The organism is Corynebacterium matruchotii (genome assembly GCF_011612265.2).
GTDB classification, from domain to species: Bacteria; Actinomycetota; Actinomycetes; order Mycobacteriales; family Mycobacteriaceae; genus Corynebacterium; species Corynebacterium matruchotii.
In genome coordinates, this window is the sequence record NZ_CP050134.2 from 1,319,457 (window position 1) to 1,345,639 (window position 26,183).

Annotated in this window: 22 protein-coding genes and 3 pseudogenes; 13 read left to right on the forward strand and 12 right to left on the reverse strand. The window is 59.6% G+C overall.

Annotated features, from left to right (window positions below; genetic code table 11):
* Nucleotides 1–3: 3 nt before the first annotated feature.
* Nucleotides 4–2,720: pseudogene (locus tag HBA49_RS05985) on the forward strand (DEAD/DEAH box helicase).
* Here HBA49_RS05985 and HBA49_RS13145 read toward each other — a convergent pair.
* Both HBA49_RS13145 and HBA49_RS05995 read right to left on the reverse strand, forming a co-directional pair.
* Entirely contained in the window at nt 2,686–2,835 is a 150-nt protein-coding gene (locus HBA49_RS13145; RefSeq protein ID WP_208634958.1) for a hypothetical protein, read from the reverse strand. The pseudogene HBA49_RS05985 and the gene HBA49_RS13145 overlap by 35 nt on opposite strands.
* Complete coding sequence (locus HBA49_RS05995; protein ID WP_208634959.1) at nt 2,817–3,296, reverse strand: trypsin-like serine protease; 480 nt, start codon at nt 3,294–3,296, stop codon at nt 2,817–2,819. The genes HBA49_RS13145 and HBA49_RS05995 overlap by 19 nt, the downstream gene beginning before the upstream one ends.
* A gap of 15 nt (nt 3,297–3,311) precedes the next feature.
* Here HBA49_RS05995 and HBA49_RS06000 point away from each other — a divergent pair, with 15 nt between their 5' ends.
* From HBA49_RS06000 to HBA49_RS06015, 4 genes are all read left to right on the forward strand, one after another.
* Entirely contained in the window at nt 3,312–4,382 is a 1,071-nt protein-coding gene (locus HBA49_RS06000; RefSeq protein WP_040431833.1) for a M24 family metallopeptidase, read from the forward strand.
* Nucleotides 4,383–4,444: 62 nt separating this feature from the next.
* Complete coding sequence (locus HBA49_RS06005) at nt 4,445–5,707, forward strand: bifunctional cobalt-precorrin-7 (C(5))-methyltransferase/cobalt-precorrin-6B (C(15))-methyltransferase (RefSeq protein ID WP_005525576.1); 1,263 nt, start codon at nt 4,445–4,447, stop codon at nt 5,705–5,707.
* A 21-nt stretch (nt 5,708–5,728) separates the two neighbouring features.
* On the forward strand, nt 5,729–6,502 hold the full coding sequence (cobM, locus tag HBA49_RS06010) for a precorrin-4 C(11)-methyltransferase (RefSeq protein ID WP_005525692.1): 774 nt from the start codon (nt 5,729–5,731) through the stop codon (nt 6,500–6,502).
* Nucleotides 6,490–7,224, forward strand: coding sequence for a cobalt-precorrin-6A reductase (locus HBA49_RS06015; RefSeq protein WP_005526107.1), 735 nt, complete (start codon nt 6,490–6,492; stop codon nt 7,222–7,224). Before cobM ends, HBA49_RS06015 begins: the two co-directional genes overlap by 13 nt.
* Here the strand turns inward: HBA49_RS06015 and HBA49_RS06020 are convergent.
* From HBA49_RS06020 to HBA49_RS06035, 4 genes are all read right to left on the reverse strand, one after another.
* Nucleotides 7,221–7,634 carry a hypothetical protein gene (locus HBA49_RS06020; RefSeq protein ID WP_005521196.1) on the reverse strand — a complete coding sequence of 138 codons (414 nt, stop codon included), beginning with the start codon at nt 7,632–7,634 and terminating at the stop codon, nt 7,221–7,223. The genes HBA49_RS06015 and HBA49_RS06020 overlap by 4 nt on opposite strands.
* Nucleotides 7,635–7,715: 81 nt before the next feature.
* Complete coding sequence (gene cobJ, locus HBA49_RS06025) at nt 7,716–9,242, reverse strand: precorrin-3B C(17)-methyltransferase (RefSeq protein ID WP_005521197.1); 1,527 nt, start codon at nt 9,240–9,242, stop codon at nt 7,716–7,718.
* Nucleotides 9,239–9,892: a precorrin-8X methylmutase gene (locus HBA49_RS06030; protein ID WP_005525615.1), complete on the reverse strand. Its 654-nt coding sequence runs from the start codon at nt 9,890–9,892 to the stop codon at nt 9,239–9,241. The genes cobJ and HBA49_RS06030 overlap by 4 nt, the downstream gene beginning before the upstream one ends.
* Nucleotides 9,893–9,897: 5 nt before the next feature.
* A complete protein-coding gene (locus HBA49_RS06035; protein ID WP_040431832.1) occupies nt 9,898–11,049 on the reverse strand; it encodes a precorrin-3B synthase in 1,152 nt (383 codons plus the stop codon).
* Nucleotides 11,050–11,239: 190 nt separating this feature from the next.
* Here HBA49_RS06035 and cobN point away from each other — a divergent pair.
* The 4 genes and pseudogenes from cobN to HBA49_RS06055 all read left to right on the forward strand — a co-directional run bounded on the left by cobN (nt 11,240) and on the right by HBA49_RS06055 (nt 17,821).
* Nucleotides 11,240–14,864: pseudogene (gene cobN / locus HBA49_RS06040) on the forward strand (cobaltochelatase subunit CobN).
* Nucleotides 14,865–14,934: 70 nt separating this feature from the next.
* Nucleotides 14,935–15,486: an FxsA family protein gene (locus HBA49_RS06045; protein WP_005521207.1), complete on the forward strand. Its 552-nt coding sequence runs from the start codon at nt 14,935–14,937 to the stop codon at nt 15,484–15,486.
* A gap of 39 nt (nt 15,487–15,525) precedes the next feature.
* A pseudogene (lnt, locus tag HBA49_RS13150) lies at nt 15,526–16,941 on the forward strand (apolipoprotein N-acyltransferase).
* Nucleotides 16,942–17,032: 91 nt separating this feature from the next.
* A complete protein-coding gene (locus HBA49_RS06055; protein ID WP_005521211.1) occupies nt 17,033–17,821 on the forward strand; it encodes a polyprenol monophosphomannose synthase in 789 nt (262 codons plus the stop codon).
* A gap of 45 nt (nt 17,822–17,866) precedes the next feature.
* On the opposite strand, the gene HBA49_RS06060 is transcribed toward HBA49_RS06055, so the two are convergent.
* Complete coding sequence (locus tag HBA49_RS06060; protein ID WP_034995327.1) at nt 17,867–18,265, reverse strand: RNA polymerase-binding protein RbpA; 399 nt, start codon at nt 18,263–18,265, stop codon at nt 17,867–17,869.
* Between the two features lie 181 nt (nt 18,266–18,446).
* Here HBA49_RS06060 and HBA49_RS06065 point away from each other — a divergent pair, with 181 nt between their 5' ends.
* The 3 genes from HBA49_RS06065 to HBA49_RS06075 are packed head-to-tail and all read left to right on the forward strand — an operon-like array spanning nt 18,447 to nt 19,636.
* The gene (locus tag HBA49_RS06065; RefSeq protein WP_034995600.1) at nt 18,447–18,782 is read left to right on the forward strand and encodes a hypothetical protein; all 336 of its coding nucleotides are present in this window, start codon (nt 18,447–18,449) and stop codon (nt 18,780–18,782) included.
* A 9-nt stretch (nt 18,783–18,791) separates the two neighbouring features.
* Nucleotides 18,792–19,487, forward strand: coding sequence for a YceI family protein (locus tag HBA49_RS06070; protein ID WP_005525654.1), 696 nt, complete (start codon nt 18,792–18,794; stop codon nt 19,485–19,487).
* On the forward strand, nt 19,484–19,636 hold the full coding sequence (locus HBA49_RS06075) for a hypothetical protein (protein ID WP_005521216.1): 153 nt from the start codon (nt 19,484–19,486) through the stop codon (nt 19,634–19,636). Before HBA49_RS06070 ends, HBA49_RS06075 begins: the two co-directional genes overlap by 4 nt.
* Here the strand turns inward: HBA49_RS06075 and HBA49_RS06080 are convergent.
* The 4 genes from HBA49_RS06080 to HBA49_RS06095 all read right to left on the reverse strand — a co-directional run bounded on the left by HBA49_RS06080 (nt 19,628) and on the right by HBA49_RS06095 (nt 24,042).
* A complete protein-coding gene (locus HBA49_RS06080) occupies nt 19,628–20,608 on the reverse strand; it encodes an alpha/beta fold hydrolase (RefSeq protein WP_005525696.1) in 981 nt (326 codons plus the stop codon). The two genes, HBA49_RS06075 and HBA49_RS06080, sit on opposite strands and share 9 nt — an antisense overlap.
* A 38-nt stretch (nt 20,609–20,646) precedes the next feature.
* Nucleotides 20,647–22,008, reverse strand: coding sequence for an MFS transporter (locus HBA49_RS06085; RefSeq protein WP_005526039.1), 1,362 nt, complete (start codon nt 22,006–22,008; stop codon nt 20,647–20,649).
* 121 nt (nt 22,009–22,129) lie between these two features.
* Nucleotides 22,130–22,645: a cyclophilin-like fold protein gene (locus tag HBA49_RS06090; RefSeq protein WP_005525888.1), complete on the reverse strand. Its 516-nt coding sequence runs from the start codon at nt 22,643–22,645 to the stop codon at nt 22,130–22,132.
* 83 nt (nt 22,646–22,728) lie between these two features.
* Nucleotides 22,729–24,042 (reverse strand): class I SAM-dependent methyltransferase, encoded by a 1,314-nt coding sequence (locus HBA49_RS06095; protein WP_005526558.1) that lies wholly within the window; start codon nt 24,040–24,042, stop codon nt 22,729–22,731.
* A 159-nt stretch (nt 24,043–24,201) separates the two neighbouring features.
* On the opposite strand from HBA49_RS06095, the gene HBA49_RS06100 reads away from it, so the two are divergent.
* Nucleotides 24,202–25,554: an NAD(P)/FAD-dependent oxidoreductase gene (locus HBA49_RS06100; protein ID WP_005526161.1), complete on the forward strand. Its 1,353-nt coding sequence runs from the start codon at nt 24,202–24,204 to the stop codon at nt 25,552–25,554.
* A 4-nt stretch (nt 25,555–25,558) separates the two neighbouring features.
* Here HBA49_RS06100 and HBA49_RS06105 read toward each other — a convergent pair whose 3' ends face one another.
* Nucleotides 25,559–26,170 (reverse strand): class I SAM-dependent DNA methyltransferase, encoded by a 612-nt coding sequence (locus tag HBA49_RS06105; RefSeq protein WP_005521225.1) that lies wholly within the window; start codon nt 26,168–26,170, stop codon nt 25,559–25,561.
* Nucleotides 26,171–26,183 lie beyond the last annotated feature (13 nt).

A 26,183-nucleotide genomic window follows, 5' to 3' on the forward strand; every position in this document is an offset into this window, starting at 1 on the left:
ATTATGCACCTAGACGAATTCGCCGCCCACCTCAAATTCCCCCTCGACGAATTCCAACACCAAGCCTGCCAAGCCGTCGAAAACGACCACGGCGTCCTCGTCTGCGCCCCCACCGGCGCCGGCAAAACCATCATCGGCGAATTCGCCGTCAGCCTCGCCCTCTCCCGAGGCACCAAATGCTTCTACACCACCCCCATCAAAGCCCTCAGCAACCAAAAATACCACGACCTCGTAGCAGCACACGGCCCAGAAACCATCGGCCTCCTCACCGGCGACACCACCATCAACCACAACGCCGACATCCTCGTCATGACCACCGAAGTCCTGCGCAACATGATCTACGCGCAATCACCCACCTTCGACCGCCTCACCCACGTCGTCATGGACGAAATCCACTACCTCTCCGACAAAACCCGCGGCAGCGTCTGGGAAGAAATCATCCTTGGCCTCCACGACTCCATCAAAATCATCGGACTCTCCGCAACAGTCAGCAACTCCGAAGAATTCGGCCACTGGCTCACCACCGTCCGCGGCAACACCGACATCATCGTCACCGACCACCGACCCGTCCCCCTCAACCAATGGATGCTCGTAAGCACCACCCTCCACCCACTCTTCGAACCCAACACCACCACCCTCAACCACCAACTCGCCAGCCACATCAACAAACTCGAACACACCTACCAAGACAACCACCCCACCTTCCGCACCCGCAGCACCAACCCCAACCACACCACACAACCACCAAAACCCAACTACCGACCCCTCGGCCGACCCGAAGTCACCACCATCCTCGCAGCCAACAACATGCTGCCAGCCATCACCTTCATCTTCTCCCGCATCGGATGCGACAGCGCCCTCGCCCAATGCCTCCGCTCCCGCATCAACCTCACCACCCCAGAAGAAACCAACCGCATCAAACACATCATCGACACCAACATCACCACCATCCCTGAAGAAGACCTCAAAGTCCTCGGCTACCGCAACTGGCGCACCGCCCTCACCCGCGGCTTCGCCGCCCACCACGCCGGCATGCTCCCCGCCTTCCGCCACATCGTCGAAGAACTCTTCGTCAACGGCCTCCTCAAAGTCGTCTTCGCCACCGAAACCCTCGCCCTCGGCATCAACATGCCCGCCCGCACCGTCATCCTGGAAAAACTCGTCAAATTCGACGGCGAAGGACACGTCGACCTCACACCCGGCCAATACACCCAACTCACCGGACGCGCCGGGCGGCGCGGCATCGACGTCCTCGGCAACGCCGTAGTGCAATGGTCACCAGCAATGGACCCCCAACAAGTCGCCAACCTCGCCTCAACCCGCACCTACCCACTGGTATCAACATTCACCCCCGGCTACAACATGAGCGTGAACCTGCTGAAAACCATGGGATTTACGGCAGCCCACCACCTGCTAGAAATGTCATTCGCCCAGTTCCAAGCCAACAAAAGCATCGTGGGGCACGCCCACCAGGTCGAAAAGGCCGAACAACGGGTGCAGGAACTAGAACAGCAGCTTGAAGAAGAGCTAGCAGCCCGGCAGGTTCCCAGCGAACAACCACTGGCGGAATTCCTGGAATACATGCAACTGCAGCGGGACCTGAGCCTGGAGGAGCGGAACGCGAAAAAGCTCCGTATCCGCCAGCGCCGGGAAGCAGTGACCGCGGTGCTGTCGAAGGTGCGGGTGGGGGATGTGCTCGCCCTGTCCACGAAGAAACGGCCGGTGTTGGCGGTGGTAGTGAAGGCCCCGGGCCGGCCGGCGGATCCCCGGGTGGGCATCATCATGGAGTCCGGCTGGCGGGGGACCGTGGAGGTGGATGACTTCGCGGTGCCGCCGAAGGTAGTGAGCCACATGCGGTTGGGTGGCTACCACAAGGCTATGGACACCAAGCAGGTGGTGAAAAACCTGAAGAAGTACGCGCATTCCCGGCCGAAAAAGCTTCGGGCGGCCACCACGGATAAGCTCACGAAGAAGGCCCTGGCGCTGCATGCGGCGGTGCGGGGACACCCGGTTCGGTATTGGCAGCAGGTGGATGATTTAACCCAGATTGGGCACGATATTATTCGGGTACGCACCGAAGTGGATAAATTGCACGCAACTGTTGATGCGTCAGTTGACACGTTGGGGAAGGAATTCGACCGTATCCTGGGGTTATTGGCGGAGCTAGACTATGTGGAGTACGTCGACGGTGACCGTAATAACCCTCGCGTGTCTGAAGAAGGGGAGCGGTTAGCGCTCATCCACAACGAATGCGATCTGTTGGTGGCCCAGTGCTTGCGCCGCGGCATTTGGGATGGTCTCGACCCCGCGGAGCTGGCGGGGGTGGTGAGCCTCTGCACGTTTGAGAATCGGCGGGAGACCCGGGGGAGCCTATTGGGGCGACGGATGCCATGGCCGATGCTATGGATAACACGATCCGGCTGTGGGAGGAGCTGCACAGCGATGAGCGGCGGCATCAGCTTCCCGAGACCCGCTACCCGGATTCGGGGTTTGCGTTGGCGATTCACCAGTGGGCGGCCGGGGCGCCGTTGGGGTATTGCATGGCTGCCGCGGCGGAGTGTGGTGCCGAGCTGACCCCCGGTGATTTTGTGCGGCAGGCCCGGCAGGTGGTTGACCTGCTGGAGCAGGTGCGGAAGACCGGCTATCACGAGGACACGATTTGGGCGGCCCGGCACGCGGTTGATGCTATTCGCCGGGGTGTGGTGGCAATCGGTGCATAGCCGCCCGGATTTCGCCCAGGTGCGGGTTGATGAGCGAGATGGTGGCCACTCCCAGGTTTTTGCCGTAGGGGTCGAGGATGAGCGATTGCAGCCCCACTAGCTGGTTGTTGACCATGACTGGTCCGCCGGAGTCGCCGGGATTGCGGGGTTATTGGGTTGGCGGATTACGAGTGCGTGCCGCACTCTAGTGTGATAGTTTTTCCCGATGACCTGCGGGAATTTAAACCATATGGTTCCGGGGCGTTGTTGGGGTTTTCCACCGCCCATGCCGTAGCTGATGGTGGGGGTGCCGCGGGTGAGCGGGGGTAGTGATGCGGCTGTGGGTAAGGGAGTGGGGGTGATGGCGGGGTGGTCGGCTTCCATGATGGGGCGGGCGAGCCGGAGAACGCTGATGTCGGTGGTGGCGAGGTCTATCCAGCCGGAAACTTTACGATTCCAGTGGTCGCCGAAGACGAACATGTCACCGGCAGTGCGGTGGCGGAGGAAGTGGCGGGCGGTCAGGATGAAGTAGGGGTCGATGAGTACGCCGGAGCAGTAGCCGGTTGGGGTGTGGACCCGTACCAAAGAAGACAACATAGTTACGATAATGCCATGAGTGATTCAGTTTCGGTATCGACGTATTCGGGTAGGTTGCGGCGGGCGCAGGAGTTGTGTTCCCGCCGGGGGTTGGCGGGGTTGGTGCTTGGCCCGGGGGAGCAGTTGGCGTATTTGACCGGGTTGCGGTTTGATACGCATGAGCGGTTTTCGGCGCTGGTGGTTCCGGCCGTGGGGGAGATCCGGTTGGTGTTGCCGGTGGTGGATCGGGATGTGACGCCTGAAGAAAGGTTGGAAATCAAGGTAGAAACCTGGGTGGATGGTTCGTCGCCGTATGATTTGGTGCCGACTGGTCGCATAGGAGTGGGGGCAGAATTGGTTGCGAGTCATGTGCTAAGGCTGATGCCGGGGCGGGAGTTGGTGTCGGCCACGGAGGTGCTCGCAGAATTATTTGTGAGTAAAGAGAAACTAGAACTTGAAGAATTACGGCGAGCTGGCAAAGCAATCGACCGCGTGCATGCACAGGTCCCGCAGTTGCTGCGTCCGGGGCGCACTGAGCGGAAGGTTGCAGCGGATCTTTCCCGGCTTATCCTTGAAGAGCATGAAAAAGTTGATTTCGTCATCGTGGGCTCTGGGCCAAACGGTGCGAATCCGCATCACGAGTTTTCGGATCGCATTCTTGGATTGGGGGATATGGTGGTGGTTGATATTGGAGGTTCGTTGCAGTCGGGTTATCATTCGGATTGCACGCGCACGTATGTTGTGGGTGGCCCCGGCGCGGTTCCGCGCATGTATCGGGTGCTTTACGACGCCCAGGCGGCCGCGGTGCGGACGGTTCGCCCGGGGGTGACGGCTGAGTCGGTGGATGCTGCCGCCCGGGAGGTGATTTCGGCGGCTGGTTTTGGGGAGTTTTTCATTCACCGGACGGGCCATGGGATTGGGTTGTCGCTGCATGAGGAGCCGTTTATTGTGGCGGGAAACACCATGGAGTTGTTGCCGGGGATGGCGTTTTCTGTCGAGCCGGGAATTTATATTCCGGGGAAGTGTGGGGCCCGGATTGAGGATATTGTGGCGGTGACTGAGGATGGGTGCGAGCTCATGAATAATCGGCCACGGGAGTTGTTATAAATTGCGGCGTGTTCGGTCTGGCGTGCGATGCGGTGGGGAGATTACGGCTAAACTCATTCGATATGACCGAACCACATGTCCAGATTCGTAGTGATGTTGATGATTCCGCTGTAACCGATAACGCTGTATCCGTAGTGGGGTTGTCGGCGATGGGCATGAGCGAGTTGGGGGCAACCGCGGTGGCTGTGTTGCGGGATGCGGATGTCATTTTGGGGTCGTGGCGGCAGTTGAATCTGTTGTCGGATGATATTACGGCGGAGCGGCGGCCGTGGCCGTCGCCGATGCTGCCGGCGCTGAACCGGATTTTTGGGGAATTGTCGGGGAAGAAGATAGCGGTGTTGGCCAGTGGGGATCCCATGTTTCATGGTATTGGTTCGACGTTGCGTCGTAAGTTTCCGCATATGTCTATCGTGGTGTATCCGCATGTGTCGTCGGCGTCGCTGGCGTGTGCCCGCTTGGGGTGGGCTGTGAACCGCACGGGGGTGTATTCGTTGGTGAATCAGGTGGTGGAGTCGCTGGTGTTGCCGATTGAGGCGGGGCAGCCGTTTTTGGTGTTGGGGCGGGACGATAAGACCCCGATGGAGATTTGCCAGTTGTTGGTGAGTATGGGGCAGCCGGATGCCCGGGTGGAGATTCTGAACGACTTGGGGTCGAAGGTGGAGGCGCATTCGGTGGGGTCGGCGGCGCAGCCGCCCCAGGTGGTGAGTGTGTTGAATGTGATTGCGGTGGTGCCGCAGCGGCAGGGGTGGGCCCGCACCCCGGGGTTGCCGGATTCCGCGTTTTCGCATGATGGCCAGTTGACCAAGTCGCATATTCGGGCGTTGACGGTGGCGGCCTTGGCGCCGCGGGAGGGGGAAACCTTGTGGGATATTGGGGGTGGGGCTGGCAGCGTGGCGATTGAGTGTTTGCGGGCCACGAATACGGGCAAGGCGGTGTGTTTTGAGGCGGATGAGATTCGTCGGGGGCGGATCCTGAAGAATGCTCGAAAATTAGGAGTGGCACACCGACTGGCGGTGCAGGGTGCAGCGCCGGATAATTACACGTCGGTGCCAGATAATCCGGATGTGATTTTCATTGGTGGCGGGTTGACCATGCTGGGAGTGTTTGCGGATGCGTGGAATCGCCTAAAGGTTGGGGGCCGGATGGTTATTAATGCGGTCACGATTGAGTCGGAACAGCAGCTATGGCAGTTGAAACAGCGCTATGGTGGTGAATTGGTGCGGTTGAGTGTGGCGAAGGAGCATCGGATTGGTTCGTTTGCCGCGTTTCAGCCGGCGCTGCCGGTCACCCAGTGGGTGGCCACGAAGCAACCGACTGTGACGTAAGTCAAGGAGAGTGGTCGTAGTATGACCGTGTATTTTATTGGTGCCGGCCCGGGCGCGGCGGATTTGTTGACGCTGCGGGCCGATCGGCTGATTCGTACGTGTGACATGTGTTTGTATGCGGGTTCGATAGTGCCGGATGAGGTGTTGGCGCATACCCCGGAGGGGGCGGAGGTGATCAATACTGCTCGCATGCCGTTGGAGGAGATTATAGCGACGATTATTCGGGCGGATTCTGAAGGAAAGAATATTGCCCGCCTGCACTCGGGCGACCCCACATTGTATTCAGCTGTCGCAGAGCAGATACGGCGGCTGACAGAGGCGGGGATAGCTTATGAGATTGTGCCAGGGGTGCCGGCGTTTTCGGCGGCTGCGGCGTCGTTGGGCCATGAGTTGACGGTGCCGACGGTGGGGCAGACGGTGATTTTGACTAGAGTGTCGGGTCGGGCGTCAGCCATGCCGGAGGGGGAGGATTTACCCACGTTGGGGGCGTCGGGGGCCACGATGGTGATTCATTTAGCGGCGCACGATATTCGCCGGGTGGTGGCGGAGTTGACGCCGAATTATGGACCTGATTGTCCGGTGGCGGTGGTGGCGTTTGCTAGCCGCCCGGCGGAGGTGATTGTGCGGGGCACGTTGGCGGATATTGCGGAGCAGGTGGAGTTGGCGGGGATTACCCGCACCGCGGTGATTATTGTGGGTCGGGTGTTGCAGGCGACGGAGTTCCCGGATTCGTTTTTGTATTCCGATGATCGGCCGCGTGATGATGAAGGGCGTACTATACCGTGCATGCATTAATTTTGGGTGGTACTCATGAGGGCCGGGAGTTAGCCCGGTTGCTTGTCGACGCTGGGTGGTATGTGACTAGTTCGCTTGCTGGTCGGGTTGCGGCGCCACGCCTGCCGGTGGGGGAGGTGCGGGTTGGTGGTTTTGGTGGGCCTGCCGGTTTGACCCGGTGGCTTATGGGTAGTCAGATTGATGTGATTATTGATGCCACTCACCCGTTTGCGGAGCGGATTTCGTATTCCGCGGCGGAGGCCGCGAATGCTACCGGGGTGCCGCTGATAGCATTGCACCGGCCGGCGTGGACGCCGGAGCCGCGGGATAAGTGGATTCTGGTGCAGTCCATGGCGGAGGCGGCTCGGATTGCGGCCCAGCAGTTTCATCACGTGTTTTTGACGATTGGCCGGCAACAGTTGGCTCCGTTTGCTGATGATCCGCATAATTTATATGTGATTCGGGCGGTGGAGCCGCCGCAGGTGGTGTTGCCGAAGCGGAATCGGGTGATTTTGTCCCGTGGCCCGTTTACTGTGGCGGATGAGAAGAAGCTGATGCGGGATAATCAGATTGATTGTGTGGTGACAAAAAACTCCGGGGGCGAGTTAACTCGTGCGAAGTTGGTCGCCGCCCGGGAGTTGGGGATTACGGTGATTATGGTGCAGCGCCCCCAGTTGCCGAAGGTGAAAACGGTGGTGCACACCCCGGCGGAGGTGCTGCAGATGCTGTCAGATTCTGTTTAGATGTGGAAGAAGTTGTACACGGCTACCCGCAGCGGCCCAATGACCAGGCCGATGACACCCATGACGCCGAGGATGAGTACCGCGGTTTGGATGGTGGGGTTTTGCCGCTCAAACCAAGCTTCGGATTTGGAGCTGCCGTCGCCGACTTTGAGTTTTTTCACCTCTGCGGAGCCTGAGGAATTCTTCGTCACACCCGGCACGCCGGCGGTGTGGTGCAGGTCCGTGTTGTTGTTTTCCGACGATAACCCGTTCCCTTGGGCGGAGCCTTCTTCCGGTTTGGAAGAGAGTGATTGCTCAGCGGAGGTTGCCTGGTCAGCGCTGCCGGTGTTGGGGGCGGCGTAGGCGGCGGTAGTACCGGTAGCAATCAGGGCAGTGGTGGTTGCAACGATGAGAGCGCGGGTGATCTTCATGCGAAACAAAACGAGTCCTCCTCGATGGACAAAAAATTCAATAAGAAAGTTATTGGATGAGACTAATACAAACTTAGTTCACTAGCCATATCGTCGAGAAGTAAAGACCCGTTTCACTCCCCCCTCATCAGTGCCCACACCCGCTTGGTATGTGCGGGTGGTTGAGGCGCCGATGATGAGCATGGTTTGCATGTCAACCACGGACGGATCGAAATCAGCAAGAGTGGTAACGGTGACTTGTTCGTGGTTGCTACCCACCGCCCGCGCCACGATAACGGGGGTAGTGGGAGCCTGATATTCCGCCACGATTTTCTTGAGGATGGCCACTTGATCGCGGCGTTCTTTGGACGCTGGATTGTACACGGCGAACGCCATGTCGGCGCCGGCGAGTGCCCGCACCCGGTTTTCCACCACTTCGAATGGTTTTAGCCGGTCCGAGAGGGAGATCATGCCGAAGTCATGCCCGAGCGGGGCGCCCACCCGGGACGCCACCGCCTGGGCCGCGGTCATGCCCGGCACGATCCGCACCGGCACATCCCGCCATTGGTCGTCGTCGGCGGTTTCGATCACGGCCGCGGCCATGGCGAATACCCCGGGGTCCCCGGAGGACACCACCGCCACCCGCCGACCACGTTTGGCCAGGTCCAGGGCCATGGCGGCCCGTTCCGCCTCCACCTTGTTGTCCGACGAATGCCGTTTCTGGCCGGCCCGGTGCGGCACCCGGTTGACATAGGTGGAGTAGCCAACAATGTCGGTGGCGTGGGCGAGTTCCATGGTGGCTTCCGGCGTGATCCATTGGGGGGAGCCCGGACCCAGGCCCACAACCACGACTTCGCCGCGTGGCTTATCGCCGGCGGGGATCGCGTCGGTGGCATCGATTCCCCCGGTGGAGGGCACGACCGCCACCGCGAAATAGGGGATGGTTTCCGGGTCGGCGGCTAGCACCGGGATAATGGTTTCGTCGGTCATACTGGCCCGCACCACAACGTAGGCTTTGTCGGCCACACCGGCGTCGATGAGGGCCTGTTTCACCTTGGGGAAGGTTCGCCCAAGCTTCATGATGACGGCGCAGTCGGTGTCCCGCAGCCGGGCGGTCAAAACCACCTGGTCCAGGGTTCCTGGCAGCACCGTGAGTATTTCTTCTTCCTCGCACAAAGGTTGGCCGAGCGCGTCGGCGGCCGCGGTGATGGAGGGAATGCCGGGGATGATGGTGCTGGGGAATTGTTCCGCCAGCACCCGGTGCAAGTGCTGGTAGGAGCTGTACAGCATGGGGTCGCCCAGGGTGAGGACGGCCACGGTTTTGCCGGCCGCCAGGTGGGCGGCAAGCCGGGTGGTGGCCTCCAGGTAGAAGTCCGCCATGGCGCCGGCGTAGCCACCGGGGTGGTCGACAATGCCGGTGGTGACGGGGTATTCCAACAGTTCCAGCTCGTGGTTATCGCTGAGGTAGTTGGTGGCGATGGTTTTCGCGGCGGATACTCCACCGGGTCGGGCGTGGAAGGCGATCACGTCGGCGGTTTGGATGGCCTTGACCGCTTTGATAGTGAGCAGTTCGGGGTCGCCGGGCCCAACCCCAACGCCGATGAGGGTACCGGTAGGTGGCTGTGTCATGATTGTTCTAGGATCTCTTTTTCGGTGGCGAGGGCGTTGATGGCGGCGCAGGTGATGGCCGAGCCGCCTCGACGCCCGTGGACGGTAAGGAATTCGGTGCCGACCGCCGTGGCGGCGGAAGCGAGTGCTTGTTTCGATTCCGCCGCCCCAACGAATCCCACGGGGATGCCGAGGATAGCGGCAGGGCGGGGGCGGGCCGGGTCCGCCAGTAACCAGTTCAGGAGGTGAAACAGGGCGGTGGGGGCGTTGCCGATGGCCACCACCGCGCCATCGAGGTGGGGTTCCCACAGCTCCACGGCGGCGGCGGTGCGGGTGGTCCCTAACTGTTTCGCCAATCCCGGAACCCGATCGTCGCGGAGGAAACATAGTGCCTCGTTGTTGTGGGGGAGTCGGGTCCGGGTGATGCCAGAGTGCACCATGAACACATCCGTGAGGATGGGCTTGCCCACGGCCAACGCCATCCGGGCGGCCGTCACCAGGTGTGGGGAGAACTCGATGTCGCGCGCCAGGTCGGTTTGCCCCGCCGCGTGGATCATGCGCACGGCAACTTGCGCCTGATCCGGGGTGAACGCGCCAAGGTCGGCCTCGGCGCGGATGAGGGCAAAGGACTGGCGGTAGATTTCATTACCGTCGGTGAGATATTCAAACATGTTTTCTATCGTTGGTGGGTGATGAGGTATTCGCCTTCGGCAACGGCCAAATATTCGGTGTGGGCGACCCGGGGATGCCCACACCGGCGATCACAGCCGGAGAAATGCACCAGGCCATCGGGAATATTATCACTGTTCATGAGGGCCACAGCATCGTCGTGGGTGTGCGACTTGGATTTCGCGCACCCGGGGAGCCCGGTGCAGGCGGTGATGCGCAGCCAGGGGGAGTCCGCGTCGAAAATAAGTCCGAGCGGGGCGAGCGCCTTAATGGCGGCTTCGGCATGGGATTCGTCAAGGTCGTGGATGACAAGTGACGCCCACGGGGTGATGGTGGTTTCCGCACCCAAGGTGGCGAGCATAGCGGCGACGGCGGCGGGGAAGAACCCGAACCGCAGCCCGGCGCCCAAGGTGACGCGCCCGTGATCGTTATCGATCCAGCCGATGGGTGCGGCGGTGGTTTCCGGCACGGCGGGCAGCTCATCCAGCTTGTCGACGGCAAACGCTTCGGCAATGTCTGCCAGGATGAGGGAGATGTCCTCGGGGGTTTCGTGCAACCGCCACGCATCACCCCGGTGGGCTTGCCACCAGGCAGCAGCGAAGGCGAGCACCTCCGGCACATCCGACTCGGAGACGGTGACGTGTTGGGGGGCTCCGCCTAACACCAGTTGGTAGCGGTCACCAACCTTGCGGGCTGCGAAGTCGGGTTCTTGGCTAATGATGGCCCCATCCCCAGCGTCGATGCCGAAAAGGGTGCGGCCGGACAGGCCGGCGGTTGCGTCGGTGGCCAGGAGGGCTGCATCCAGGGCGTCGACAAGCGGCCAAAGTTCAGGGGACAGGGGAGATGCGATGATGTTGCGGATTTTGTCGTGGGGCTGGGAGGGGACAAAACCGGCTTGGGTGACCACGCACCCAAATTCTTGGTCTTGGGTGACGCCGCGGAATTGCATATTACCGCGGGTGGTGACGTGAATGTTGCCGTCGCCGAGTTCGGTGGCGATGCGGGCAATGTCGGCCCATTGTTGAGGTCGCACGTGGCCGCCGGGGAAGCGGACCCGCCCGATAGAGCCGTCGGTGGCGTGGTGGAGTTTGAATGCACCTGGGCAAATATCGCCTCGGGTGCGGTCTGGGGCTGAAATAAGGGAAGTCATGGTGCTCATCCTAGTGCGAAATCTCATTATCCGACCAAGTAGGCTAATGTGATTTTATGCTGTGGTCCTGGAAACCAGTGGAATTCTGGGCGGTCGCGCCACTGTCATAGTCAGACCCTGGACCAGGCGTTATTGCCTTTCGCTCCTAGATTAAAAGGCGCGTCACCTTAAACCAGTTTTTGAAAGGACTATTTTTCTCGTGATTACGTTGCTTTCCACTTCGGACACGGATTTGTTGTCGGCGCAGGCCGCCACCCACACCGAGGATGTGCACTACCAGTACGCCAATCCGAACCTGCTCACCGAACAAACCCTGGCCCAGCTGGTGGACACCACGGATGTGTTTGTGGTGCGCCTGTTGGGCGGCAAACGGGCCTGGGAGTGGGGGCTTGATGCGCTGCTGGCCAGCAAAAAGCCCCTGGTGGTGGTGTCCGGTGAGTTGGCGGTCGATGCGGAGCTCACCGACCTGTCAACGGTGCCGGCCGGTGTGGTCACCACCGCCCACACGTATTTAGCGGAAGGTGGCAAGCAGAACCTTGTTAACCTGCATAATTTCCTTTCCGACACGGTGCTGCTCACCGGTTTAGGGTTTGAGGCGCCCAGCCACATGCCGATCTGGGGCCACCTGGAGGACGGCACGTGGGATGCGGGCGCGGATGCGCCCCGGGTGGGGATCGTGTACTACCGGGCGCAGCATTTGGCCGGTAACACGAATTATGTGCATGCGTTAGCGGATGCGCTTGTGGCCCGGGGCGCCACCGCGGTGCCGATTTTTGCCGCCTCGTTGCGGCAGGCCGAGCCGGAGCTATTGGCGGAGCTTGCGACGTGTGATGCGCTCATCACCACGGTGTTGGCGGCCGGCGGGACGAAGCCCGCCAGTGTGGGGGCCGGCGGGGATGATGAGGCGTGGGATGTTGCGGAGCTCGCCGCATTGGACATTCCGATTATCCAGGGGTTGGCCTTGACGAATTCCCGGGCCGAGTGGGAAGAATCCGATGAGGGGTTGAGCCCACGGGATGTGGCGTCGCAAATTGCGGTGCCCGAGTTTGATGGCCGGCTGATTACCGTGCCATTCTCGTTTAAGGAATATAACGCCGAGGGGCTGATTACCTATGTGCCGGATCCTGAGCGGTGCGCCCGCCTGGCCGGTATCGCCTACCGGCATGCCCGGCTGCGACATATTCCGAACGGGGAGAAGAAGTTGGTGCTGATGTTCTCCGCGTATCCGACTAAGCATGCCCGCATCGGTAACGCGGTGGGGTTGGATACCCCGCTGTCGGCCTTGCGGGTATTGCGGGCCCTGCACCAGGCCGGCTACGACCTTGGTGATGTGGAACACATTCCCGGGTTCACCGTTGACGGTGATTTGGATGGGGACGCCCTCATGCACGCAGTCATTGAGGCCGGCGGGCACGACCCGGAGTGGCTGACCGAGGAAGTGTTGGCCACGAACCCGCTAAAACTGTCCGCCGACGACTACAAGGGGTTTTTCGCCACCCTGCCCGCAACCATGCAGGAGGAGATGACGAAGCATTGGGGCGCGGCCCCCGGCACGCACTATGTGAACCCGGACACGCAGGAGATTTATATTGCCGGCCTGCAATTCGGCAATGTGGTGGTGATGGTGCAGCCGCCCCGCGGGTTTGGCGATAACCCGGTGGGGATTTACCACGACCCGGATTTGCCCGCGAACCACCACTATTTGGGCACCTATTTTTGGTTGCGTGAGGTGTTCGGGGCGGACGCTATCGTACACATGGGCAAGCACGGCAACATGGAGTGGCTGCCGGGGAAGAACGCCGGCCTGTCCGACGGGTGCTACCCGGATCAGGCGATTCATGAGCTGCCGCTCATCTACCCGTTCCTGGTGAATGACCCGGGTGAGGGCACCCAGGCGAAGCGGCGCGCCCACGCCACCCTGATCGACCACATGATTCCGCCCATGGCCCGGGCGGAGTCGTATGGGGATATTACCCGCCTGGAACAGTTGCTTGACGAGCACGCCACCATTGCGGCAATGGACCCGGCGAAGCTGCCGGCCATCCGGCAGGAGATTTGGACGTTGCTGCAGGCCGCCAAGATGGACCATGATTTGGGTTGGTCGGAACGCCCCGACGAGGATGCGTTCGACGACAAGATCATGGAGATCGACGGTTGGTTGTGCGAGATCAAGGACGTGGCCATCCGAGGTGGCTTGCACGTGCTGGCCGAGGCCGTAACCGGTGACATGCGGGTGGAATTGGTGCTCGCCATGCTTCGGGCCCGCCAGCTGTGGGGCGGGGAGACCGCCGTGCCGGGGCTACGGGAGTCATTGGGCCTGTCGGAGGCCGGCGATGAGTCCCGCACCCGGGTGGATGAGGTGGAGCGGATCGCCCACGGCCTGCTGGCGGATTTGGAGGCCGCCGAATGGCAAACCGACGCGGTCGAACGGGTGATCGAGGATAATGCGGTGTACCTGCCGGAGGATGCCCGCCGGGATGAGCTGCGTTCCCTGCTGGTGTTCGCCTGCACCGAGATCATTCCCCGCCTGGCCCGAACCGAACGAGAGATCGACCAGATTCTGCGCGCCTTGGAGGGGCGGTTTATCGAGGCCGGCCCGTCCGGTTCCCCCATGCGCGGTTTAGTGAATGTGCTGCCCACCGGCCGGAACTTTTATTCCGTCGACCCGAAGTCGTTGCCGTCGCGTCTGGCGTGGGAGACCGGCCAGTTGTTGGCGGATTCCCTGGTCGCCCGCTACAAGGAGGAGCACGGCGAGTATCCCAAGTCAGTGGGCTTGTCCGTGTGGGGCACGTCGGCGATGCGCACCTCCGGGGATGACATTGCCGAGGTCTTTGCCCTGCTGGGGGTGCGGCCGGTGTGGGATGAGGCATCCCGGCGCGTCGTGGATTTGGAGCTGATTCCGTTGGCGGAGTTGGGTCGGCCACGGATTGATACGACGGTGCGGATTTCCGGGTTTTTCCGGGATGCGTTCCCGCACGTGTTGGCGTTGTTGGATGATGCGGTGCAGTTGGTGGCGCAGGCGGATGAGCCGGTGGAGCAGAATTTCGTGAAGGCACATGCGCTCGCTGATAGCGGTGCGGCGGGCGTCGATAAGCATGTGCGGCGGATTTTCGGTTCGAAGCCGGGGACGTATGGTGCCGGGTTGCTGCAGTTGATTGAGTCGGGGAACTGGCGTGACGATAAGGATTTGGCTGAGGTGTATACCACGTGGGGTGGGTATGCGTATGGTCGGGGCCTGGAGGGGGTTGCGGCTGCCGATGATATGCGGACGGCGTATAAGCGAATTCAGGTTGCGGCGAAGAATGTGGATTCGAAGGAGCATGATATTGCGGATTCGGATGATTATTTCCAGTTCCATGGGGGGATGGTGGCGACGGTTCGGGCGCTGACCGGGTCGGATCCTGAGGCTTATATTGGGGATTCGACGCGGCAGGAGACGGTGAAGACGCGGACGTTGCATGAGGAGTCGCGGCGGGTGTTCCGGGCTCGGGTGGTGAATCCTCGGTGGTTGGCTGCTATGCGGGAGCATGGGTATAAGGGGGCGTTTGAGATGAGTGCGACCGTGGATTATTTGTTTGGTTATGATGCGACGACGAACATGATGGAGGATTGGATGTATGAGACGTTGACGCAGACGTATGTGGCGGATGAGGTGAATCGGGAGTTTTTTTGCGAAGTCGAATCCGTGGGCGTTGCGGGATATTTCGGAGCGGTTGTTGGAGGCTGCGGAGCGGAAGTTGTGGGAGAGCCCGTCTGAGGAGGCGTTGGAGACGCTGCGGGAGACGTATTTAGCTATGGAGGGTGAGTTGGAGGATCGAATGTAGTAATAAGTTTTCGGCATGCCCTGAGCGAACATACAGCTTTTACGCAGGTGTGGTCGGTATCGTTAGGGGCATGCGAGCTTCTGTGATTTTTGGTTATGTTCTTGTTGAGACGTTGGTGTTTTATGCGGTAGCGAAGTGGCTGGGGGTGGGTACTGCGCTGCTGCTGCTTTTGGGGGTGTTTTTTGGGGGATTTTTGGTGGCGTTGTGGCAGATGTCGCGGTTGGGTCGGTTGGCGCAGCGTCGGGGGTTGTCGCCGCGGGATTCGTCGAGATTGCTTGGTGATATGGGGTTAGTGGCCGCCGGTACGGTGGGGGTGGCGTTGCCGGGGTTTGTGTCGAGTGTGGTGGGGTTGGTGTTGATTGTGCCGGTGACGCGGGCTGTGGTGCGTCGAGTGGTGGCGAAGCGGTTGCAGGAGCGGATTTCGGTGGCGGGGGCCCGGAGTTTTGCGCGGGTGTATCAGTCGCGGCCGCGGACGAGTTATGGGAGTTTTGGGGGCCAGTCGGCGCCGATTGTGGTGGATGAGTCGGAGATTGTTGAGTGGTCGAAGTCGGTGAAGCCGGAGGATTTTGCTGGTCCGCGGGGTTCGTCGGATAATGATTCGGGTAAGGATGTGAAAGGATAGTTAGTCTGTGAAGTTTGCGCTGGTGCGGCTGGTGGGGGGATGGTTGCTGGGGGTTTGGTGTTTTTGTCGTATCAGCCTGTGGGGTGGTGGTGGGCTGCCATAGTGGGGGTGGCGTTGTTGTTTGTGGTGCTTGCGCCGTGGCCTAGGGGTGGGGGACCGTCGTTGCGGTTGGGGGCTGGGATTGCGGTGGCGCATAGTTTAGTGTTGTTTTTGTTGTTGTTGCCGTGGATTGGGTCGTTTGTGGGGACGATGCCGTATGTGGCGTTGGCGATCTGGTTGTCGCTGTATAGCGTGCTGTTGGGGGTTTTGGGGGTGGCGGTGGCCAGGTTACGGTTTGGGCCGCTGGTGTTTCCGCTGGTGTTTATGGCTGTGGAGTGGTTGCGGTCGACTGTGCCGTTTGGGGGGTTCGCGTGGGTGCGGTTGGGGTGGGGTCAGGTGGGTGGCCGTTGCAGGATGTGGCGAGTGTGGGGGGTCCGGCGTTGGTGAGTGGGGTTGTTGTTGCGGTGGGGTGTTGTGTGGGTGCTGTTGCTTTGCGACGCCCGGTGCTGCCGGTTGCGGGCTTGTTGGGGTTGTAGTGTTGTTGGCGGTGGGTGCTTCGGTGTCGTTGGGGTCGGCGGATGTTGGTTCGGTTCGGGTGGCGGCGATTCAGGGGAATGTGCCCAGGTTGGGGTTGGAGTTTAATGCGCAGCGGCGGGCGGTGTTAGCGAATCATGTGGCGGAGACAAAGAAGTTGGCGGGGTCGGAGCCGGTGGATATGGTGGTGTGGCCGGAGAATTCGGCGGATGTGAGCCCGTTTTATGATGCCCAGGCGGCGGATATGGTGTCGGAGGCGGTGGCTGCGGCAGGTGCTCCGGTGTTGGTGGGGACGATTACTCGGGATGAGGTGGGGTTGCGGAATACTATGTCGGTGTTTAATCCGGGTCGGGGGCTGGGGATTTTCACTATAAGCGGTATTTGCAGCCGTTTGGGGAGTATATGCCGTTGCGGAGTTTTTTTCGGCTGTTTTCCGAGAAGGTGGATTGGGCTGGGGATTTTAAGCCTGGTGTGACGAGTGATCCGGTGCGGATGGGGGATGTGTTGGTGGGGGTGGCGACGTGTTATGAGGTGGCGTTTGATAATGCGGGCCGGGAGGCGGTGCGTCGGGGGGCGCAGATTTTAACGACGCCGACGAATAATGCGACGTTTGGGTTTTCGGATATGACGTATCAGCAGTTGGCGATGAGCCGGATGTTGGCGATTCAGACGGATCGGGCGGTGGTGGTTGCCGCGACGTCGGGGGTGTCGGCGATGGTGCACCCGGATGGGAGTGTGAGCCAGGAGACGGGGATTTTCACGGCGGCGACGCTTCGGGAGTCGTTGCCGCTTCGGGAGAGTCAGACTGTTGCGGTGCGGTTTGGGTTTGTGATCGAGTATGTGCTGGTGTTGGCCGGGTGGCTGGTGGGGCCGGTGCGGTAATTCGGGCTCGGCGAAGTGGTGGCGGGTTTCCCTGATTTGGGGTGTGCTTGGTTATCATGGAAGTAATTATCGAACATGTAGAAGGTTTAATATGAAGACATTGGTTATTATTCCCACCTATAATGAGCTGCAGAATTTGCCGCTCATTACGTCCCGGGTGCGGGCTGCCGCCCCGGAGGTGGATATTTTAGTGGTTGATGATAATAGCCCGGATGGGACGGGGGAGGCCGCGGATAAGTTAGCGGCCGAGGATTCGAAGATTCATGTGCTGCATCGTGCCGGTAAGGGCGGGTTGTGTGGCGCCTATGTGGCGGGGTTCCGGTGGGGGTTGGAGCAGGATTTTGATGTGTTGTGCGAGATGGATGCGGATGGGTCGCATGCGCCGGAGGAGTTGCATCGGCTGTTGGAGCAGATTGCGTTGGGGGCGGATTTAGTGATCGGGTCCCGGTATGTGCCGGGCGGCAAGGTGGTGAATTGGCCGAAGCAGCGGTGGGTGTTGTCGAAGGGCGGCAATGTGTATATTTCGGTGGCGTTGGGGGCGGGTTTGAAAGATATGACCGCCGGCTATCGGGCGTTTCGCCGTCAGGTGTTGGAGACCGTGGACCTGGATGAGTTGTCGAATGCCGGCTATATTTTCCAGGTGGATATGGCGTGGCGGGTCGTGCAGGAGGGGTTTGATGTGCGTGAGGTGCCGATCACGTTCACGGAGCGGGCGATTGGGGAATCGAAGTTGGATGGTTCGTTCGTGAAGGATTCCTTGTTGGAGGTCACAAAGTGGGGGATTCGGCACCGGAAGCAGCAGGTGACGGGGTTGGCGCGGGAGATGCGCCGGCTGGGGGCGAAGGGGATTCAGAATTGGCGGAAGAAACACATGATATAGAAAAAGGTGCACCACCTGCGGGGTAATGCACCTTCATCAGTAGGTTTATTGTTCTGCTGCTGCGGCCGCTGCTGCTTCCTCTTGCTGTTGTTGTTTCAGTAGGCGGGCGGCGTTGCGGCGCCGCTTGCGTAGTTGTTCGATGCGTTCTTCCAGGAGAATGTCGAGGTCTTCGATGCTGCGGCGTTCCCGGAGCATATCCCAGTGGGTGCGGGCGGGTTTGGAGGGTTTCGCTTCGATGCCTTCGCCCTCCATGAGAATGCCCACTTGCCCGTTTTTGCACAACCATTCGCCGGGTATTTCGGCGTCGTGAGCGAAGGGGACTTCGAATACTTCGTTGGTTTCGGTTTTGTAGCGCACCATTTGGCGGGGTGCTAAATCGTGGTCCCGGTCAGTTTCGTAGCTGACCGCCCCCATACGGGAACCACGGAGAACACGATCTGCCATATACATCAACCCTTTCGTATTAGGCCCATAAGGTCATACATTATAACGTAATTTCGGTGGGGTTTGTTCCCCATGGGGTTAGTTCCATCCGTGCATCTTTGTGATGACCTGCCAAAGTTGCACTTACAATGGGGGTAGGTTCATGCTTGGAGATGGGATGGATATGACTAGACTAAAGCGAATGGCAGCCAAGAGGCACCCAACCTGTCAGTGGTGTGGTACGGAGCTTCGTAGTTCGAGGCGTGGTCGGCCGCGGAAGTACTGCAGCCAAGCATGCCGGCAGCGAGCGTATGAGCAGCGGAACGCTATTGCGGGTACCCAGATTCCGGCGGAGGCGATTATACTCCGGCCGGAGTTGGCGCAACGGTTGCAGGATTCGTTGTTTGAATTGCGGTGTGCCGCCGAGGACGTGAAAACAGCAGTCAATGAGGGCGCTACCTCAGCGGAGATTACCCAATTATGCAACGAGTTTGTAGCATTAGCGCATAAAACTGAAAAGTTTCGCATGAAGGAATAACTATTTTCGATGGATACTCGACGTAAACCTATTATCATCGGCGGTGTTGTCATTATTGTGCTGTTGGCGATATTCGCCCTGGGCACGGTGGTGATGTCGTTATTAAGCACTCCAGGGGTGCACACCCCGGAGTTGAATGCGGATAACGCCAAGCCGGCATCAACGGATGTGGGGGGCGAATGGCAAGTGGTCACCGGTGACGCGCCAAATATTTCCTCGGTAGGGTTTACGTTCGATGAGATTTTACCGTCGGATAAGCGCACTACCTCCGGCTCTACCCAGGCGGTGCGGGGAACCATTACTGTCGACGACGTAACGTTGCAGCCTGGTGGCCGGATCGAGGTGGACATGACGTCGATTAACACGGACACGCAGCGGCGCGACGTGAACGTGCGCACCAAGCTGTTCGACACGGACAACTACCCGGATGCGGCTTTTGAGGTGACCGAGCCGGTGGATTTGTCCGCGTTGCCAGATGACGGTTCAGTGGGCATGGTTACAGTGCCGGGGAAGCTCACTATCAAGGGGGAAACCCGGGAGGTAAAGCCCGAGTTCCAGGCGGTGCGTGATGGGGACAAGCTCACGGTGAGTACGGTGCTGCGGTTTAACCGGTTGGATTACGGGGTAAAAACCCCCGAGTTCATTGCGGCAAAAGTGTCCGAGGAGGGTGACCTGAATGTGCTCTTGACTTTCAAAAAGTCATGATCCTTCCAATGCTATGGCTGCGGCTCGTCGTGGTCATTGGGTTCACCATTTTCGTGGCCATCCAACAAATGTGGCTCATCACGGCCATAGGGGTGGTGTTGACGCTGCTCACCGGCTATCAAATCTACCACGCCTATTCGTCACGATGACGTTTCCCAGAAGTCGGTGAGTTTCTTCCCCAGCGGTTCGGCAACCTGCATGGGGAGCGAATGAGTGGTATCCGGCCACACCTCCACCTGGGCGTGGGGGAGTAGCTCACCTGCGCGGTGCTGAGCTTTGTCCCCGCCGGCGAGCGAATCCGTGCTAGCTATCGCCACATAGCAGGGCATGGTGAGGGCACGCGCATCATCGTCGGACAGCAGGCTGGGGGTGGGCAGGTGCGCGTCATAGTGGTGGGTGCCGGCGTCAATCATGCGGGCCATGGGTTCGGTGGGATCATAGTCGGTACCACCAATGCGGCCCAAGGCGTGGTTCCGCCAACCGGTGGGAAGCCCCGGCAGTGAGGCAACCATGGTCCAGGCCATGAGCCGGGCGGACGGGTAGCTGAACGTGAATACCGGCTCCAGCAGCGTGAGTGATCGCACCTCGGTGGGGTAGTGGCGGGCATAGGCCGCGGCAGTGGCGCCGCCGAAGGAATGCCCAACAATATGCGCCCCGCGGGGCGCCTGCCTAACTAAAACCTGGTGAATCCACGCAGCCTGATCGGCCATATCCGCCAAGGGGGCGGCCTGGACCGACAGGCCAGCGTCCCCCAACGCGTCGAACGCTATCACCCGGTGGCGGCTACTGAACGCGGCAAGATTATCCGCCCACATTGGGGCTCCAGACGACCTCCCGGGAATAAGCACCACCGGCATGCTGTCCCTCGTCTCTGGGGTGTGCCATTCGTACACCCGGACCGCCCCAAAATCCGTGTCAACATCAGCCGTAACACTAGGCGGGGTGGGGAAGCGTCGCATAGCCTCCCGATAGTGCGTGACATATTCCTTCCGGCCGGCGACAGAACGGAACTGCCCAACAGTGGCATCGGAATCAGGGTGCAGGAACCAACCAAACGCGATCATAACAACCGACACCACAACGAGGGTGCGTTTCCGGCCGCGGAGGTCAGCAAGCTTCATACCCCCAGTATGGCACGCCAAACCCCCAGAAACATGTGTTAAATGTCAGACATATCAAAATGCTTGGTTTCCTTCATCAGCAAGATAGCGATGAGGGAAAGCACGGACACAACAATAAGATAAATACCAACGGCACCCACACCATAGGACTTCACCAACGCCGTCGCAACAAACGGGGCGATAGCGGCACCCAGGATGGACGCCACATTATAGCTAATCCCGGAACCGGTGTAGCGCACATTGGTGGGGAACAGCTCGGGCAGCACCGCGGACATGGGGCCGAAAATAAGGCCCATGATGAACATACCAACCGTGAGGAACACTAAAACCGTGCCCTCAGTGGCGGTATCCGGGCGCAGCAACCAGGAGAAGGTAAGACCAAACGCAATCATGACGGCGGAAACCGCTATAAGAGTGCGCTTCCGGCCCCGGGAATCAGCAAGCCGCCCCGCAACCGGAATGCTCACGATGAACGCGAAAATCGAGACGAGCTGCAGCTTCAAAAAGTCCAGGTAGGGGATACCCAACCCAACACCCTTCTTGGCAATACCATAGGAAAGCACCCAGGTGGTGACCAGGTAAAACAGGGTATAGCAGGACACCATGATGAACGTGCCCAGAATTAACGGCTTCCATGAGGTACGGAACACCTCGGCCAGGGGAGTCTTCACCTTCTTCCCGGACTCCACAGCCTTCTTAAACACCGGGGTTTCCTCCAGCCGGAACCGCACATACAACCCAACAATGACCATGATGGCGCTGAGCAGGAAGGGAATCCGCCAACCCCAGGTCATAAAGGCCCCCTCAAAATCACCATCAGTGTGGTTTAAGACGGTGACAAGGATCAGGAAGAAACCGTTAGCAACCAGGAAACCAAACGGGGCACCCAGCTGCGGCCACATGGCGGCCCAGGCACGTTTCCCCTTGTCGGCGGTTTCCGTCGCCAGCAACGCGGCACCGGACCATTCGCCACCCAGCCCAAGGCCCTGACAGAACCGCATGAGAGCCAATAGGGCAGGGGCGATAATACCAACCTGGCCATAGGTGGGGAGCAGACCAATGAGGAATGTGGCAATACCCATGGTCAGCAACGAACCAACCAGGGTGGCTTTCCGGCCGATACGATCACCGAAGTGACCGAAAACAATAGAACCCAAAGGGCGGGCGACGAATGCCAAGCCAAACGTAGCGAAAGACGCTAAAAGCCCAATGGTGGGGTCGTCGTTTTTCGGGAAGAACAAATACGGGAAGACAGCAACGGCGGCAGTGGCGTAGACGTAGAAGTCATAAAACTCAATGGTGGTGCCCACCATAGACGCGATAATAATCCGCCGGCGAGTGGCCGCGTCAACTCGGGGCGCGGCTGTAGGTTTGGTGACTGTTTGTTGCAGTTGAGACATGTTGGTGCGAGAATCCGGGGTTAGAAAATGTGGAACCTTGTGGGTTCATATTTGATTGTGTGGTTATAAACGTAGTTCATCAGTAGCAGCATTGCAATCATACGGCGATATAATTTCAAACTTACGATGCACGCTCAATAGTGGCGTGAAAGAACCCCGTCTGCGCCTTCACAAGATCAATAGGATCATCAAACCGGCCAATACGGGCAATCCCACCCGAATAACTAACATCACCATAATAAAAAGCAAGAGTATTCCACGGCCGAAACCACCCAATATCACCAGGCTGCGGATCATCACCCTCGGGCATACCATCCGCAGACAACGGTGGTTTCGGCAAATACCCAACCTTTTCCTGATTATCTACATCCTGCAGTCTTACCGTCAGCGGCAACCGATCAAGCAGATCCCGCGCCGGAGCATTGTCCCATAGGCGGGCATGTAGCACCTGACCGTTGATGGTGACCCGGATCGGCGTGCTTGCGGCCGAATCGTTCCCAGACGCAGATGATGTGGATGGGGACGGTGATTGTTGCGACGGCGTGCTGGAGCAGGAGGCGAGTGCGAGGATCCCGGCAACTATAAATATGAGCGATAGGGCACCCCGGGGGCGCGCTGGAGCCAATGAAACGATCATATCCCTTTATACTATTAGCGGATGCAGCAACAGGGTAGGGCGCCTAATACAGCCGTTTTGACATAATGTACATTATCGGCGCGTTACCCCCAGGCGCGTCGATACCGAGACGTCACCACTAGCTGCAGCGCATCGAGCGCCCCCACCCGGAATAATGCCTCCCGCAGCGCCAGCTGAAACACCCACAGGTTCCGATACACCCGATCATAACCATTCGCGGCGGCCTCCCGGGACTGCGCCTCAAACGTCTCCCGCTGCATCGCTAGCCCCTCAACATAGTGCGACCCCATGTGCGTTTGCGCAATGATCCGCAGGTCCGTGTTCACGTCGAAAAGACGATGCAGTTGCTCGATAGTGAGATAGTTCAATGCCGGCCAAATATACGCCCGCAGCACATCCGCACACCGGTCAAGCGTTACCGACAGCTTATCTGTCGCCACCACCGTTTGGATCGCTAAAAACCCACCATGCACCAGCATCCGGTTTAACGATTGCGCATACACTCGCTGCGCTTGGGTATCCATGACTTCGAGCTTTTCGACGCTGGTAATCACATCGTAATGGCTTGGCCACGTGCGCGGATTAGGGAAAAGCGACTCCAACAGCCGCACCTGCACCGACGAATCCACATCCGCCAGCGCCACCACATCCTGCACATCCGCCACCTGCTGAGCGTCACTGCTTAACACATCCACGGTGGCCGACCGCCGGGCCGCCGCAATGGGAATCGTCGGACCCGAACTGGGAAAATCCAGCACATGGGTGCCTATGCCTACATGCGCCGCGTCTAACAACCCCACGGCCGCCCGCACCTGGGCGTCCCCCAAATCCGCCCGTTCCACCAGTGTGGGGGGCGATAATTCGGTGATGTCCACAAAATGCTGGCCCGGCTCGTCTTTCTTCCCGGCTCCCGGCACATAGCTTTTCATGTACACCCGTTCCGTTGTGGGCACCCCAGAGGAAAATACTGGACCGTGCGTGCTCATCCCATCACCGGAATACAGTCGCACCAAACTGTCGGGGATTTCCTCCCCTAAATATAATCCGCCCACCTCTAGTTTGCCGCACCTAGGACGGTAGCCCGCCTCCAGCAGGCCGGTGAGTACCCGCACCAGATTATCACTTTCCCACTCCCCGGCCATATAACCTTCGGCCAGCCCCAGCCAACCGGAGTACGCAATCCGGGTAAAGACCTCCTCGTATAGCACCCGCAGATCCGGTTGAGGGCCGTCAAGATCCAGCCCGGCCTTTTCGCAGGCGGTAGCAAACTCGGCTTCCGCCCGGCGGGCTTTTGACGCTGCGAACATTCCTGTAGGAATCGTGACGATGCCCGGCCACACATCCGCATTTATCGCAGCTAAATGATGATACCTGCCGGTATCTTGCAGAGCTTGCACGCACCCTCCTCACATACGTATCTAACCCAAATAGTGTAATTCGCACACTTCCCCACCCCGCGGTGCCACACCGATCCCGATTCGAATGTGTTATTTGCTGAAACGCCGACTACCATAGGTGAAGCATTATCATTGCCTAACTGCAGGAGTTATACTGTCATGACTGACGCTCCCTATCGTCCCGAGGGTGGTCGCCATCACGTTGTCGTTATTGGTTCCGGCTTCGGCGGGCTTTTCGCCGTCCAAAACCTCAAAAACGCAAATGTGGACATTACCCTCATCGACCGCACAAACCACCACTTATTCCAACCCCTGTTATATCAGGTGGCGACCGGCATCCTCTCTCACGGCGAGATTGCGCCCTCCACCCGGCAGATTCTCGCTAACCAGGATAATGTGAGTGTGTTTAAGGCCGAAGTCACCGGCATTGATACCAAACACAAAACCGTCACCGCGGAACTATCCGAATACACCAAGGTGTTTTCCTATGATTCCCTCATCATTTCCGCCGGCGCCGGCCAATCCTATTTCGGTAACGACCATTTTGCCGAGTTCGCCCCCGGCATGAAGACCATTGACGACGCCCTAGAGCTTCGCGCCCGGATTCTGGGCGCGTTTGAACGCGCCGAAGTCACCGAGGACCCCCTAGAACGGGAACGCCTGCTCACTTTCGTGATCGTGGGTGCCGGCCCCACCGGTGTGGAATTAGCCGGTCAGGTTGCCGAAATGGCGCACCGCACCCTGGCGGGTTCGTTCCGGCGTTCGAATCCCGCCAATGCGAAGATCATTCTGCTCGACGCCGCACCCCAGGTGTTGCCGCCGTTCGGGAAACGGCTCGGCCGTAACGCCCAACGCCAATTGGAGAAAATCGGGGTGACCGTCAAACTGAACGCCATGGTCACCGACATCACCGACAGCACGGTGAAATACCAGGTGAAGGGCGACGATACGGTTTACACCATTGAATCGTTCTGTAAGATCTGGTCCGCCGGCGTGGCCGCCTCCCCACTGGGGAAGATGGTTGCCGACCAATTGGGTGCCGAGGTGGATCGTTCCGGCCGGGTGCTGGTCAACCATGATTTAAGCGTTGGTAGTGACAAAAACGTGTTCGTCATTGGGGACATGATGAACTACCAGAATCTTCCCGGCGTAGCCCAGGTAGCCATCCAGGCTGGCGAATATGTGGCGGAACAAATCGCTGCCGAGGCCCAGGGCCGCTCCGACATGGAACGCCCCACCTTCGAATACTTCGACAAGGGGTCCATGGCCACCATCTCCCGGTTTAATGCCGTGGTGAAAATGGGCAATGTGGAGATCACCGGTTTCTTCGGCTGGGTGTTGTGGCTGGTGGTGCACGTCATGTTCCTGGTGGGGTTCCGCAACCGGATCACCTCCATTGTTTCTTGGGGCATTAATGCCCTGTCTCGGAACCGGTGGAACCTGGCAGCCACCCGCCAACAGTTATACGCCCGCGCCGCCATGCACGAGGTAGAGAAGAAACCCGAACACTAATCCCCTACTGCCCCAGGCCATAGGGCTTGGGGCGGCGCAGCACTGCCACCAAGAATTCCGACCGGTCCGTGTACGGGTCCAACTCCCAGGAGGAGAATTTATGCTCCACCACGAAACCGGCGGTTTCCGCATTAGCAAAGAACTCCGGGAAGCTCCAGGCCCGGCCGGGGCCACTACCATAAGCGATCACGGCCCGCCCACCGTTTTTCAACGCCCGGTATAGGTGGTCAAGGGCTGGTTGGCGACCCTCCGGCGCGAGGAACCCCATGACGTTGCCGGCGGACACGATGAGATCGAAGTCGGATTCGGGGATTTCGTCTGTGCTTAAATCCCCCACATAGAAGGTGGCGTCAGGATTCGCTTCCTTGGCTATGTCGATCAGCACCGGGTCAACGTCAAACCCCACCACGGTGTGCCCCCGATCGGTGAGGAATCCCGTGAGTCGACCCTGACCACAGCCGGCGTCCAAAATGCGGGATCCCCGCTGCGCCATGGCGTCGATAAGCCGCGCCTCACCAACAATGTCATGCCCCTGCTCCGCCAACATCTGCCATCGGTTGGCATAGTTGATAGAGTGAGCAGGGTTGTTTTTTACAATTTCGTTCCAGGTTGGCATGCGCTACAGTCTA